This window comes from Sphingobium sp. LSP13-1-1.1 (genome assembly GCF_040676415.1).
Lineage (GTDB): Bacteria > Pseudomonadota > Alphaproteobacteria > Sphingomonadales > Sphingomonadaceae > Sphingobium.
In genome coordinates, this window is record NZ_JBEGHU010000045.1 from 230,615 (window position 1) to 244,451 (window position 13,837).

The 13,837-nt window shown below is 63.3% G+C and carries 14 protein-coding genes; 1 reads left to right on the plus strand and 13 read right to left on the minus strand.

Annotation, left to right across the window (positions count from 1 at the left end; all coding sequences use genetic code 11):
• Positions 1-136 precede the first annotated feature (136 nt).
• The 10 genes from MRBLSP13_RS18260 to MRBLSP13_RS18305 form a co-directional block, all read right to left on the minus strand.
• Positions 137-580 carry an Hpt domain-containing protein gene (locus MRBLSP13_RS18260; protein WP_133652889.1) on the minus strand — a complete coding sequence of 148 codons (444 nt, stop codon included), beginning with the start codon at positions 578-580 and terminating at the stop codon, positions 137-139.
• 108 nt (positions 581-688) lie between these two features.
• The gene (locus tag MRBLSP13_RS18265; protein ID WP_363737237.1) at positions 689-904 is read right to left on the minus strand and encodes a sulfurtransferase TusA family protein; all 216 of its coding nucleotides are present in this window, start codon (positions 902-904) and stop codon (positions 689-691) included.
• The gene (gene der / locus MRBLSP13_RS18270; RefSeq protein WP_363755948.1) at positions 891-2,258 is read right to left on the minus strand and encodes a ribosome biogenesis GTPase Der; all 1,368 of its coding nucleotides are present in this window, start codon (positions 2,256-2,258) and stop codon (positions 891-893) included. Before der ends, MRBLSP13_RS18265 begins: the two co-directional genes overlap by 14 nt.
• Positions 2,259-2,375: 117 nt before the next feature.
• A complete protein-coding gene (locus tag MRBLSP13_RS18275; RefSeq protein ID WP_414714731.1) occupies positions 2,376-3,719 on the minus strand; it encodes a PQQ-binding-like beta-propeller repeat protein in 1,344 nt (447 codons plus the stop codon).
• 14 nt (positions 3,720-3,733) lie between these two features.
• The gene (locus MRBLSP13_RS18280) at positions 3,734-4,432 is read right to left on the minus strand and encodes a tetratricopeptide repeat protein (protein ID WP_363755950.1); all 699 of its coding nucleotides are present in this window, start codon (positions 4,430-4,432) and stop codon (positions 3,734-3,736) included.
• Positions 4,433-4,506: 74 nt separating this feature from the next.
• Positions 4,507-5,379 carry a 3-methyl-2-oxobutanoate hydroxymethyltransferase gene (gene panB, locus MRBLSP13_RS18285; protein WP_363737234.1) on the minus strand — a complete coding sequence of 291 codons (873 nt, stop codon included), beginning with the start codon at positions 5,377-5,379 and terminating at the stop codon, positions 4,507-4,509.
• A 251-nt stretch (positions 5,380-5,630) separates the two neighbouring features.
• Positions 5,631-8,105, minus strand: a complete 2,475-nt coding sequence (locus MRBLSP13_RS18290) for a TonB-dependent receptor (RefSeq protein ID WP_363755952.1) — start codon at positions 8,103-8,105, stop codon at positions 5,631-5,633.
• 170 nt (positions 8,106-8,275) lie between these two features.
• Positions 8,276-8,467: a YezD family protein gene (locus tag MRBLSP13_RS18295; protein WP_363737232.1), complete on the minus strand. Its 192-nt coding sequence runs from the start codon at positions 8,465-8,467 to the stop codon at positions 8,276-8,278.
• Positions 8,468-8,566: 99 nt separating this feature from the next.
• Positions 8,567-9,235: an RBBP9/YdeN family alpha/beta hydrolase gene (locus MRBLSP13_RS18300; RefSeq protein WP_363737231.1), complete on the minus strand. Its 669-nt coding sequence runs from the start codon at positions 9,233-9,235 to the stop codon at positions 8,567-8,569.
• A gap of 172 nt (positions 9,236-9,407) precedes the next feature.
• Complete coding sequence (locus MRBLSP13_RS18305) at positions 9,408-9,773, minus strand: PRC-barrel domain-containing protein (RefSeq protein ID WP_363737230.1); 366 nt, start codon at positions 9,771-9,773, stop codon at positions 9,408-9,410.
• Positions 9,774-9,867: 94 nt separating this feature from the next.
• Here MRBLSP13_RS18305 and MRBLSP13_RS18310 point away from each other — a divergent pair, with 94 nt between their 5' ends.
• Entirely contained in the window at positions 9,868-10,296 is a 429-nt protein-coding gene (locus MRBLSP13_RS18310; protein WP_133652899.1) for an OsmC family protein, read from the plus strand.
• On the opposite strand, the gene MRBLSP13_RS18315 is transcribed toward MRBLSP13_RS18310, so the two are convergent.
• The 3 genes from MRBLSP13_RS18315 to MRBLSP13_RS18325 all read right to left on the minus strand — a co-directional run bounded on the left by MRBLSP13_RS18315 (position 10,293) and on the right by MRBLSP13_RS18325 (position 13,777).
• Entirely contained in the window at positions 10,293-11,198 is a 906-nt protein-coding gene (locus tag MRBLSP13_RS18315; protein ID WP_363737229.1) for a DMT family transporter, read from the minus strand. The genes MRBLSP13_RS18310 and MRBLSP13_RS18315 overlap by 4 nt on opposite strands.
• A gap of 61 nt (positions 11,199-11,259) precedes the next feature.
• The gene (locus MRBLSP13_RS18320) at positions 11,260-12,063 is read right to left on the minus strand and encodes a class I SAM-dependent methyltransferase (protein ID WP_363737228.1); all 804 of its coding nucleotides are present in this window, start codon (positions 12,061-12,063) and stop codon (positions 11,260-11,262) included.
• A gap of 187 nt (positions 12,064-12,250) precedes the next feature.
• Positions 12,251-13,777, minus strand: a complete 1,527-nt coding sequence (locus MRBLSP13_RS18325; RefSeq protein WP_363737227.1) for a CpaF family protein — start codon at positions 13,775-13,777, stop codon at positions 12,251-12,253.
• Positions 13,778-13,837: the final 60 nt, after the last annotated feature.

The following is a 13,837-nucleotide window of genomic DNA, read 5'->3' on the forward strand; positions in this document are numbered from 1 at the left end:
GCGGTTTTCGATCCGATTGGACCAGAACGACCACCCTATCCTTGTGGTGCCGCCATTTCTTGACCGTCAGATGATGCGATCCGAGTGGAAATCGCTCCACGCATGGTCCGGCGCCTGCGCCTGCCTGACCGCGCAATCAACCCGCGGCGCGGCCGAATCCGGGGGCGGGACTGTCGACGCGTCTGCCAAAGCCCTGCGGGCGGCGCGCGACGAGTGGATTTGCGTCGCGGTCGAGCAGCGCCATCGTCTCGGTGAAACAAGGGCGCAGCGCAACCACGTCCTCGATCAGTTCATCGGGCCCTTCCCGGCTCTCGACGCAGCGGCGAGCGACCATCTCTATCTTCTCGGCCAGGACGCTCAGTCGATAGGCGCCGAATTGGCCCGACTCGCCCTTCAGCGTGTGCGCCGGGGTGACCAGTGCAGCGGCGTTGCGGGCGCGAAATGCCTCTTCGATCGCGCTTATCGCCTTTTCGCCATCCTCGCGGAAATAGCCCAGGATACGGAGGAAGGCGGTGCCCAACTCCGAACGGGATTTGGCAAAATCCGTCCAATTGACCAGTTCGGCCTCTTGATATGACACCCTGACACTCCCTGCCTTGCCGGGGGCAGCATAGAAGAAGAGCGTAAATAGGGGGTTAAGTCGCGAAAGATCGAAAGCCCCATATAATCCAGTGCCGTCCCACGGGCGTCATGGCGATCTGGAAATCTCGAAAAGCGAGGCACCAGTGGCGGTGAATTGCCAGCCCTGCTGCCGCGCCAAAGCCTCCAGTTCCGCCGGCGCGATCGGATCGTCGGCCTCCACCGTGACCGCATGTCCCGAACGCATCGCCCTTGCCACGCGCAGGGCGGGCCAGGGGCATTTCATCCCCCTGGCATCGATATGCACGGTCTCACTTGCTGGCATAGGGATTTTTGGCGCTGCGCAGCGTCAGGCGCACCGGCACGGCGCCAAAGCCGAGTTCCTTGCGGATGCCGTTGACGAGGTAGCGGCGATAGCTTTCCGGCAGCTCATCCAGCCGGGTGCCGAACAGCACGAAGGTCGGCGGGCGGGTCTTGTTCTGGGTGATGTAGCGAAGCTTGATCCGCTTTCCGCCGGGAGCAGGGGGCGGATTGGCCTCCAGCGCGCGTTCGAACCAGCGGTTGAGGATTCCGGTCGACACGCGCTGCGACCAGGCGGTGCGTGTTTCGAAGGCGACGCGGATGAGATCGTCCAGTCCCTTGCCGGTGGAGGCTGAGACGGTCATGATCGGTACGCCGCGTATCTGCGCGAGGCCGTCGGATAACGCCTGCTTGATGCCCTGATAGAGCGCCGAGCCGTTTTCCACCGTATCCCATTTATTGAGGGCAATGACGAGGGCGCGGCCTTCCTCGATCACCTTGTCCGCGATGCGCAGGTCCTGCGCCTCCAGCCCGCGGGTGGAGTCCAGCAAAAGCACCACCACTTCGGCGAAGTTCACAGCGTTCAGGCCGTCCGAAACCGCCAGCTTTTCCAGCTTGTCCTGCACCTTGGCGCGCTTGCGCATGCCGGCGGTGTCGATCAGGCGGACCGGGCGTTCCTGGCCGTCGGCGCTGGTCCATTTCCAATCGACCGCGATGCTGTCGCGGGTGATGCCCGCTTCCGGGCCGGTCAGCAGGCGGTTTTCGCCCAGCAGGCGATTGATGAGGGTCGACTTGCCCGCGTTGGGGCGGCCGACAATGGCCAGTTTGAGCGGTGCGGATTCGATGTCGGCTTCATCGGGTTCGGCCTCCTCCTCCTCTTCCTCGCGGTCGATATAGGGCAGGAGAGCCTGGAAAAGGTCGGCCATGCCCTGACCATGTTCGGCGGAAAAGGGGATGGGATCGCCCAGGCCCAGGCTGAACGCTTCCATTACGCCGTCGTCGCCCGCCTTGCCCTCTGCCTTGTTGGCCATCAGCACGACGGGCGCGTCGCCTTCGCGCAGCCAGCGGGCGATTTCCTCGTCCAGCGGAGTCACGCCTGCGCGGGCGTCCACGACGAACAGCGCGACGTCGGCATTTTCCACCGCCGCCTGGGTCTGCATGCGCATCCGGCCGGGCAGCGTCTGCGGATCTTCATCCTCATAACCGGCGGTGTCGATGATCGTGAAATCGATACCGAGCAGGTTGGCCTGCCCCTCTCGCCGGTCGCGGGTCACGCCGGGCTGGTCGTCGACCAGCGCCAGCTTCTTGCCGACGAGCCGGTTGAAAAGGGTGGACTTGCCCACATTGGGCCGCCCGACAATGGCAATGGTGGGCAGCATGAGAGGCCCTGTTCCTTTAAACTATGAGTGCTCCTGCGGAGACGTGAGCCCAGTCCAGGCGTTGGAACTGGGCTCCCGTCTCCGCAGGAGCACGGTTATCTAGCATTATCGATGGCGTCAGCGAAACGCCGTCAGCTTTCCATCGTCCGCCAGGATATAAAGCGTGTTGTTCGCGACGACCGGCGACAGCGACATGGATTTCTTCAGGTCGACTTCGGCCTGGACCTTGCCGGTCGTCGGATCGACATAGTTGAGGTCGCCATGGGTCGATACCAGGATCAGGCGGCCGCCAGCCAGCACCGGTCCGCTCCAGCGGATGGCCTTGTCCTTCTTCTTTTCCTTCTGCCAGCGGCGAAGCTGGCTGATCCAGCGGATCTTGCCGGTGGCGCGGGCGACGCAGAGCAATTTGGCGTCGCTGGTCACCGCGAACACCCATTCGCCCACGACCGCAGGCGTCGAGATGCCGGCGATGTTGATTTCCCAAAGCCGCTGGCCGCTCACTAGTTCATAGCTCGCCATGCGGCCGCCCTGACCAATGGCGAACACCCGGCCGCGATCGATAACCGGATCAGCATCAATGTCGGTGAGAGTGGCGACGGCCGTGGAAATGCTGGTGCGCGAAAGCGCATCGCCCCACAGCGTCCGGCCATTTTCATAACGATAGGCGGTGAGTTCGCCCGAACTGTAGCCCGCGATCACCGTGCCCTGTGCGGCGGCCGGAGCGGCGACACCGAAAATGCCGGTGACCTGCAGCGTGCCGCTGTCCGTCCACTGCACTTCGCCATCGCTCTGGTTAAGGGCGAAGATCTGATTGTCCTGGCCCATCACATAGACATGGCCGTTGGCGAGCGTTGGCGCGCCCCGCAGCGGGCCGCCGGGGCGCTTCTTCCACAGGACAGCGCCTGTATTCGCATCCATCGCGGCGACATCGCCGACGCCGGTGCTGGCATAGAGCTTTCCGTCCACCACGCTGACGCCGCCGCCGAACAGGGCGCGGCCGCTGCCTTCGGCAGGGAGGGCGGTTTGCCAGAGCTTCGCGCCGCTGTTCGCGTCGAAGGCGATTACCCGCGCGTCAGCGTCGATCACATAGAGCTTGCTGCCCACGACCACCGGACTGGACGCCAGGCGGGCCTGGGGCGTGCTGCCGGCGATGGAGGTGGTCCAGGCTTGCGAGGGGGACGCCCCGAGCGCCAGATTGCCCATGGTCTTGGCGGGGCTGCCGCCCGGCTGCGACCATTGATCGTTCACATAGGGTTCGGGCAGGGTCACTGGCACGTCGGCCAGCGTCGGGTCGACCTCCACCCCCTGTTCATTGCTGAGGATCGAGGTGCGCTTGCCGACCACGGGGGTCTTGGGCCCGCCCTTCTTGCCGCCAACAATGCCGCAACCTGCGAGCAGGGCGATCATCATGGCAACGGTCAGGGCGCGGCTGGCGCCAGAAAATTTCGTCATGCTGTGCATTCCCATGCGCCCAATCATTCCTGTCCGGCCACAACCGGCGTTTCGACTGCGTCCACACCCAATAAGCCCGCCATCTGTCGCGCGCGTGAACGGATCGACTGGGGCACGTTCCTGTCCTTCGCCATGGCGGCGAACAGCGGCCCGGCAAGATCGGGCTTGCGCATCTTCATATAAGCGATGGCGACCAGTTCCCCGGCGCTGCCGAACCAGGGCGCGCCCTCCACGGCGAGGGGCTTCAGCCGGTCGATCACCTGTTGCGGAGCCAGGCTTTCATATTCGAGCGTGGTCTGACGGATGAGGGCGAGGTCGCGATAGGGCTGGTCGAGCGAACTGTCATCGGCCATCGCCTTATAGGCGGCGATCGCAGCCTTGCTGTCGCCCTTGCGCGCGGCGGTGCCCGCCTTCACCAGCAGAGCGGAGGCGCGAAAGCCGGGCTGGCTCGCCTGGGTGAGCTTGTCCAGTTCCTTCGCATCGGGGGTGCCGCCGCCGACGGCGGTAGCGATCACCTTGTCCATTTCCTCGGACACCGCCTGCGATTGCGTCCTGGTATAATGCTGCCAATAGAGCCAGCCGCCGAAGGCAGCGAGGCCGATGATCACCGCCGCGACGATCCAGCGGCCAAAGCGCTGCCAGAAGGTCAGCAACTGGTCCTGCCGGACGGCCTCGTCGACCTCGCGCATAAAGGCTTCGCTGTTTTGCGGCGTCAGGGCCACTTGGGTCTCCAGAAATTCATCAGAAAAGGCAGGCGGAAGGCGCGATCATTAGCGGCGCTATTGCTTCGCGCAAATCACTTTTTGGGCCGATAGACCTGATCTTCGGTTGGAAAGTGCCGGTTTCGGACATCCGCCGCATATTGGGCAGCGGCCTTTTCGATGGTTTCCGCGATATTTTCATAGCGCTTCACGAAGCGGGGCACGCGATCGAACATGCCCAGCATGTCCTCCGCCACCAGCACCTGCCCGTCGCAATGGGCCGAAGCGCCGATGCCGATCACTGGCACGTCGACGCTGTCGGTGACGGTGATGGCGATGTCTTCCATCACGCCCTCCAGCACCATGGCGAAGGCGCCGGCCTGCGCCACGGCGCGGGCGTCGGCGATGATCTTCGCATGCTCTTCCTGGCTCTTGCCGCGCGCGCCATAGCCGCCCAGCGCGTTTACCGCCTGCGGGGTGAGGCCGATATGCGCCATGACCGGAATGCCGCGCTGGCTGAGGAAGCTGATGGTTTCCGCCATGGCGACCCCGCCCTCCAGCTTGACGGCCGCGCAACCAGTTTCCGCCATGACGCGGCTGGCGCTGGCAAAGGCCTGTTGCGGGGAGGCTTCGTAGCTGCCGAAGGGCATGTCGACCAGCACGACGCTGTGATAGCTGCCGCGCACCACGGCGGCGCCATGGGCGATCATCATGTCGAGCGTGACGGGCAGGGTGGAGGGGAGGCCATAGATCACCTGCCCCAGCGAATCACCCACCAGCAGCATGTCGCAATGCGAGTCGAGCAGTTGCGCCTGCCGCGCGGTGTAGGCGGTGAGCATCACCAGCGGTTCCTGCGTCTTCCCTTCGAACTTGCGGCGCTGGATGGCGGGCACCGTCAGGCGCTTCATCGGCGCGGGCGTCGGATTGGCGCGGCTGGTCGACGTGTCGAGCGTGAAGGTCGTGGACATGGCTGCGCTGTAACGCAGCGGGGCGCGGGGCGCAAATCATGCCACATATTTGGCATAAGTGGGGTTTTTCGATCTGATTGGATGAGGCCGATCGCTCTCTTGTTTCCTTCCATGCCGATTTCCCGACCGTCAGATGATGCCAGCTGACCGGAAATCGCCCATGTCTTCACAGGAGCACCACCCAAAAATACGGGAGCGACAGGGCCGTGTCGCTCCCGCAGGGGGTGAACCTCGCTTGAGTGTCTAGAAGTTCAGAAGGAAAATTTGATCGTTCCGCCCCAGGTCCGGGGGTCGCCGGGCGTGCCGGCGATAAGGCCGGTGTTGCCGGGGGCTACCTGAAGATTGTCGATATAGTTGACGTCGAAGGCGTTTCGGACCCAGCCGAAGACATCGAAGCCGTCACCCCGGAAGCCGGCGCGGAAGTTGGTGAGGGCGTAGCCCTTCACCTCCGTATAGATCGACGGCGTGGCGTTGGAGTTCCAGTGTGAACGATAGTTGCCGTCCACGCCGACATAGAGCTGGCCGTCCTTGTCGAGCAACGTCAGCGGAATATTATATTCCGCGCCGTAGGAGAAGGCCCATTTCGACACGCCGGGCAGACGCTCGCCGGAAATGTCGACGAAGGGCGGGCTGACCTGGCTGGCCGTAGCGGCGGGGCCAGGCGTGCCGGTGTAGGAGCAACGGCCGGTCACCACAATGCCAGTGCTTGATCCGCCAGCCAGTTCCGGAGGCGGCGGCGCGTTGCAGAACTTCACATATTTGGCGTCGGTATAGGCGCCGTTCGCATAAGCGGTGAAGCGGTCGCTGGCGACGATCTTGAAGTCGGCCTCGATACCCTGCGACCGGACCTTGTCCGCATTGGCGAGATAGCCGCGCGTCGTGCCGAACTGTCCGCCATTCACCGTCGCCTGGAAATCCTTGATCTCGGTGCGGAAGGCGGTGAGGTTGAAGGTCGCGCGACGGTTCCAGAACTGGGTCTTGAGGCCCACTTCGAAATGATTGACCGATTCCGGCTTCACCGTGCCGGCGGCATAGTTGACGGTGTTGTCGGAATTGAGCGGCAGGCCGTTCTGATTGATGCCCAGCGTCTTGAAGCTCTTGGCATAGGTCGCATAGGCCAGGATGTCGGGCGCGATCTTGTAGTTGACGTTGAAGTCGTAGGTGAAGTTCCAGGCGCTGTCGGAAGGTGCGCTGACCTGCGGCTGGTAGATGCCGCATTGGGCGGTCAGCACCGGATTGCCGGCCGTTGCCGAGGGAGCGCAGCTGGTGATGACCGCACCCGTACCGGTGGTCACGACCCGCTGATAGAAGCCCGACTTCTTGTCATAGTTGAGGCGCGCGCCCGGCTGAATGGTCAGGGCATCGGTGACTTTCCAGCTAAGCTGGCCAAACAGCGCCGCGCTTTCGCTCTTCAGCCATTGCGTGTTGGTTGCGGTCAACCCCTGCAGAATGCTCGGGTTGTTCGCATTCGCACCCGTGAGGTTCCACTTGCTGGCTGCAGCGCCCTGCTGTTCCGTACCCTGCGTATCGATCCGCTGCTTGAAGCCGAACAGGCCGACGACGAAGTCGATCTTCCTGCTTTCGTAATTATAGCGGAATTCCTGGCTATACTGGTCCTGCTGCGACGGGTTCTGCGACAGCGAGACAATCGGCAGGCCGGTGAAGTCGCGGTCGTTCGCAGGCTTCCAGTCCCAGAAGCGCCAGGCGGTGACCGACGTCAGCGTGCCGGGGCCGACATTCCATTTGATGCGGGCCGAGACGCCGCCGATCTTGTTGCCCGCGTTCAGTTCCGAATCAAGGTCGGTCAAGCGGTCATAGGGATTGCGGCTGGGGACCACATAGCCCTGCGCGGCGGCGAGCGCGTCATATTGGCGGGTGAGCGGGCGCTGCGTCGTGCCGACGCGCACGAAGACGGTGCCGCAGCATTCCGGGTTCTGCCGGCTGTAATCGCCTGACAGGGTCAGGCTGAAGTCATCGTTCGGCTGGAACAGCAGCTGGCCGCGAATGCCCAGATTGTCCTGCTCATTGATCCAGCGGTCCGACGTCACATTGTAGATCGTGCCGCGGCGGCTGGTCGAGGCGATCGCGATGCGCGCGGCGATGGTGTCCGACAGCGGTCCCGAAACGGCGGCTTTCGCCTGCTTGAGGCCCAGATTGCCAACGCTGAGTTCGGCGCGGCCCTCGAAATTGAAAGTCGGCTGGTTGGTCGTGATGTTGATCGCGCCGGCGGTCGTGTTCTTGCCGTAGAGCGTGCCCTGGGGGCCGCGCAGCACTTCGACCTGGTTGACGTCGAGAAAGTCGAAAGTCGCGGCGGCGACGCGCGAGTTGTAGACGTCGTCGACATAGATGCCCACGCCCTGTTCGAACCCGTCACTGGTAAGGCCGAACGGTACGCCCAGGCCACGGATGTTGACGGAGGTGTTGCGCGGGTTGGTGGTGTAGACCTGGAGCGTCGGGGCGAGTTGCTGAAGCTTCACGACGTTGAAGTTGCCGGTCGCTTCGATGCTGTCGCCGCGCACGACGGAGATCGCCAGCGGCACCTCCTGCGCGGTTTCGGCGCGGCGTCGGGCGGTGACGATGATCACTTCGCCGCGGGCGCTGGATGCCTGTTCTGCGCTGTCCGCCGCGGATTGCGGAGAGGTTTGAGACGCATCCTGCGCTTGTGCGCTGGACGCGATGATGGATGCGCCCGCCACGCTGGCGAGCAACAGATAACGCGCAATCATGATGATTCCCCTTCCGGATGTCCGGTGAATGTTGATCGCGGCCTCTGCGGTGATCCGCTCAAAGCCCCTGGTCTGGGAATGGAAAATGTGGCCCACCCCTTGCCACCTGTTGTTCAGCCCTTTGGCGGGCCTTTTTCAGCAACCCTGTAGTCTTGCGCCCCCGCTTTGCTTCAGGCGGTAAGGCGCGTCTTTTCCGTCACGTCGATCTGCACCACCCGTGCATCATGGACGGTCAGCGTGACAGATCCGAAGCGAAGGGCCTCCAATACGCTGCGCACCCTTTCGATGCTGACCGCTATGTCGTGGCGCTGCCCATCGCCGTGGCCGTTGCGGGCGAATTCGATCGATCGGTTTTCACTCATAAATACCTCTTGGCTGCTCTTTATCTCAACTGTATCGATAGACAAAAAAGCAAATATAAGGGGCGCTCAAGTTTCCCTTGTCGCGCCCTGGAAGAAAGTTCAGCCGTTGACCCGCAATGCCGCCAATCGTCGCTCCTGATGAGCGAGCGGGATGGCGGGCCTTAACTGGCGCATTGCAGAGGCCTGCTCATGCGCATTGTCGATCAGCTTGTCGAGAAGCGCCTGGCCGAAGCGCCATTCGCCCAGACCCGAATCCGCATTGATATGGCCGCAAAAGCCCGCGTCGACAAAGCTGCTGCCCCAGTTCTTGCCGATGCTGTGGGCGCGTTCGAAGAAGATATAGGGATCGTTGCGGCTCGCCACGACGACCGATGGAAAGGGCAATTGCGCGCGCGGTGTGGGGCCGAAGCCGCCGATCGTCTCGGGCGTTTCCATCCGGTCACAATCCGGCGGCGCCACCAGCAACGCGCCTGTCACGGGCCAGCCATAGGCCTGGCTCTGCAGGGCGCCCCACCAGGCGACCGCAAGGCAGCCCAGGCTGTGCGCGGCCAGGATGATCGGGCCGTTCGCCGCCCGGATCGCGGCATCCAGCCGCGTGACCCAGCTGTTGCGGCTGGGGCTGGCCCAGCTACCCAGGTCGACGCGCTCGCAATCGCCCCGCGTCTTTTCCCATAGTGTCTGCCAATGGCCAGGCCCGCTATTGTTGAGGCCGGGAATGGTCAGCACGACCGGCTGGCGCGCGTCTCCCGAATGTCCGAATCGCTCCATGGTGAGATCCTCGTCCTATTGTCGAGGGAGAGATAATTCTATTTATCCAGTAGACAATGGGGAAGCGACAAAATGTGTCGGAATCTAGGCAACCCGATTCATCTGACGTTCATCTAGCCAAAGGCGTCGTCGGCTACCTCCTTTGCGCGGCGGGACGCTGCCCGAATGTTCCTCACCAGGGGTAGATCAGCCCATAATAATGGAACACGCTGCGGCCATAGGTGTCGTCGTAATCCGGCCGTTCGTCGGGCAGATGCCGGGGCGCCTGGTCCAATATGTCCCGGGCGAGATCCACTACATAGCCGCCCCTGTCCGTGTCGTAGCTGAGCATCGACCAGGGCAGCGGATAATGGTCGGTGCCCATGCCCAGAAAGCCGCCGAAAGACAGGACCGCATAGCGCACCTGCCCGCTGCGCTTGTCCACCATGAATTTGGAGATATGGCCCAGCCGGTCGCCCTGGCGGTTATAGACTGTGGTGCCCTCGACCCGGTCGGATGCGATCAGGTCGCCATGATTTTCCCTCGCCATGTCAGACATTGTCACTCTCCTGCGAAAAAATCGCGCTATGGTGACCGAACCCAGGGGGACCGGCAGGGTTCCCCGAGCTCGGCAGGCAGACAGGAGGACGATCATGAAGATCAATCGCAGCGGATCGGCGGTATGGAGCGGCGGGCTGAAGGATGGGAAGGGTGCGATCTCGACCCAGAGTGGCGCGCTTGACGCCTATCCCTATGGCTTTGCGACGCGGTTCGAGGGCGTGCCGGGCAGCAATCCGGAGGAATTGATCGCGGCTGCGCATGCCTCCTGCTTCACCATGGCCCTGTCGCTGATTCTGGGCGAAGCTGGACTGACCGCGGAGAAGATGGAGACCAATGCCGTCGTGACGCTGGAACAGCAGGATGGCGGCTTTGCCATCACGGCGAGCAGGTTGAGCCTGAAGGCGAGCATAGCCGGCGTGGACGATGCCCGTTTTCAGGAACTGGCGGCCGTAGCGAAGGCCAATTGTCCGGTGTCCAAGCTGCTGAAGGCGGAAATCAGCCTGGACGCGGAACTGCTCTAGGCTGGAGCCATGCGCCTGGCGCGGACATGTTCCCGCCAGGCGATGTACAGGCCGCTTCCGATGATCAGCGCCGCGCCCACCCAGGTCGTCACCATCGGCCAATTGCCCCAGATCGCCCAACTGAGCAGCGTCGTCCAGATGATCGCACTGTAGTCCATCGGCAGCACCACCGAAACCGGCGCCTGGCGCAGGGCGGCCGTCATGCAGATTTGCGCGATCCCGCCCGCTACGCCGATCAGCAGCAGCAGTCCCCAGGTGACGGCATCATGCGCCTGACCATAGAACAGCATGGCCACGCCCAATGGCGGCAGGGACAGCAGAGTGAACCAGAAGACGATCACCCCGGCGCTTTCCGTTCGCCCCAATTCGCGCAGGATCAGGCTGACGCTGGCGGTGATGAACGCGCCGCCAAGTGCGACCGCCACGCCGATGGCGGGGAAATGGCCGGCGTCTGGCCGGACCATGATGAGAACACCGACAAAGCCGGCCAGAACGGCGCTCCACCTGTGGATGCCCGTCGCCTCGCGCAGGATCAGCGCGGACAATATGGTGCCGAAGATCGGCATGGTGAAACCGATGGTGGCCGCTTCCGCCGGCAGCAGCAGGATATAGGAGAGAAAATTGAGCGCCATGCCGGTCATGCCGATCGCCATGCGCGTGGCATGAACGCCGATGCGCCGCGTGCGGATCGATCCGATGCCTGTCGTCGTGGCAATCCAGACGAACACCACAGGCAAGGCCAGCGCCTGCCGGTAGAACAGCGATTCGACCAAATGGACGCCGTGCCTGTCGGCCAGCCTGATCGTCACCGACATGATCGACAGGCAGATGACCGCTATCAGTCGCAGGCCAATGGCCGTGAACGGACGATGCGGACGGCAGGAAGGGGAAGCGGGCGGCACGTTTTTCCCCTTAACCGGGAAGATGCGGCGCGCAACTACTATCCCCGTACAGGGCGAGACGCTACTTCATCGGCTTGCGAAATTTGAGCGTCATCCTGTCGCTTTCGCCGATGGCGAGATATTTCGCCCTGTCGACCTCTCCATTGCTCAGGGTCGGCGGGAGCGTCCACACGCCCTTTTCCCAATCCGCGCTGTCCCTGGGATTGGCGTTGACCTCCGACGATCCGACATATTGGAAGCCGGCGGCCTCGGCGAGATGGCGGATGGTCGAAACCTTGAGATATCCGCTCGTCTTCTCCATCGCGACATCGCGCGTTTCGGGCAGGCGATGGTCGACGATGCCCAGCGTGCCGCCCGGCTTCAGCAGGTTGAAAAAGGCCTTGAACGTCGCTGCTTCGGTTCCGTTCATCACCATATTGTGGACGTTGCGGAAGGTCAGCAGCGTGTCGACGCTGCCGGCCGGAACGAGGCTGGTCTGGTCAGGGAAGGGCACCAGCTGAACCTTGTCATAGACGGCGGGCTTTGCCGCAAGGAACGCCTTGTACCTGTCCAGGTAGCGGCCGGTCGGCTGAAGCGCGTAGAATTTGCCCTTCTCGCGCAGCAGGGGCGCCAATATCTCCGTGTACCAACCGCCGCTGGGCGCATATTCGACCACCGTCTGGCCCGGTTTCACGCCGAAAAAGGCGAGCGTTTCGGCCGGATGGCGATAGATGTCGCGGGCGACGTTGGCGGGCGTGCGGCTGGACGAGGCAACGGCAGCGGTGATCGGATCATTCGCCTGATGCTGGGCATGCTGGGCGGCGAGGGGAAGCAGCGGCAGGGACAGGCCGGTCAGCAGCAGGGCGGCGCGGGCTAGTCGGTTCATCGGCATTCCTCTCTTTGCGGGAAGAGCGTCCGATGTGCCGATGATGCGCGCCTTGCGCAAGCGGGCCAGCGGAAAATGTCCGCCGGCAACACATTGTTACAAACCCAATCCGGGTTCCCTGCTTTCCCGGCATATCAGGGTCGGCGGCCAGTTCGGATCGCTTGGAAGCGACTGGAGGCGCCGATCGTTACAGGCAGGCTTCCAGGAAAGGCTGGTCGAAGCCGAACTGCCGGGCCTTGTCGAGCGTGTAGGGGCGCAGGCCCATGGATCGATATTCGCCGATGATCTTCCCGCTGTCGTCCTCGTCATGATATTCGAACTTGAACAGTTCCTGGGTGACGATCACGTCGCCTTCCATGCCGATGACTTCGGTGACGTTGGTGACGCGGCGCGAACCGTCGCGCAGGCGCTTCACCTGCACGATCAGGTCGACCGAGTCGGCGATCTGCTTGGAAATCGCTTCCTTCGGGATCTTGATGTCGCCCATCAGGATCATGTTTTCCATACGGCCCAGGCATTCGCGCGGGGAGTTGGAGTGGAGCGTACACATGGAGCCGTCATGGCCGGTGTTCATCGCGGCGAGCAGGTCGAAACACTCCGCGCCACGAATTTCGCCCAGGATGATGCGGTCAGGGCGCATACGCAGGGCGTTCTTGACAAGGTCGCCGATGGTGATCGCGCCCTGGCCCTCCAGGTTCGGCGGGCGTGTTTCCAGCGGCAGCCAGTGCGGCTGTTGCAGGCGCAGTTCGGCCGCGTCCTCGATGGTCAGCACGCGTTCGCCCGGATCGATCATCTTCGACAGGGCGTTGAGCATGGTGGTCTTGCCCGAACCCGTACCGCCCGAGATGACGATGTTGAAGCGGCAGGCGCCTGCGATCTTGAGCGCCGTGCACATCTTCTGGCTCATCGCGCCCCATTGGGCGAGCATGTCGAGGGTGATCGGCTTGGCGGAGAATTTACGGATCGAGATGGCCGTGCCACGCAGCGACAGCGGCGGTACGATCACGTTCACGCGGCTGCCGTCGGGCAGGCGGGCGTCGGCCAGCGGCGTGGTCTGGTCGACGCGGCGGCCGACCTTGTTCACGATGCGCTGGGCGATCTGGAACAGATGTTCTTCGTCGCGGAACTTGATGGGCGCGATCTGGAGCTTGCCCTTCTTTTCGATATAGGTCTGCTCAGGACCATTGACCATGATGTCGCTGACGTCCGGATCCGCCAGCAGTTCCTCCAGCGGGCCGAGGCCGAGCAGTTCGTCCACCAGCACCTTTTCCAGCGCGAATTGTTCGCGGCGGTTGAGGGTCAGCTTCAGTTCCGCCAGCACCTCCATGATGATCGGGCGGAATTCCTCGGCCAGTTCATCCTTGGTCAGCGTGGCGGCGGCTTCGGGGTCGACACGTTCCAGCAGGCGGGGAAGCACCTGCTCCTTGATCTTGTGGACCGAGGCTTCGAAGCCCTGGGGTCCGGCATCGGCGGCATGTTCGGCATTGGCGCGATCCGACAGACGCTGCATCGCGTCGGCATTGCGCTGCATCTGGCCGGTGGGCGCGGAAAGCGGGTCGAGCGGCGCTTCCGTCGGGATGGCGGTCATGTCCAGGGGCGGGAATTGCTCGCCGCCCTTGACCTCTTCCCTGGGCGCGCCCCCCTGCATCGGTCGGGCGAGGCCGAAACCTGGCTTGATGCCTGCAGGTCCATTTTTCCGTCCAAACGCGCTCATAATTCTCCGCCGAAATGACTGGGGCACAGCTGTGGCTGAAAAAGGTGAATAAGGCGGAAA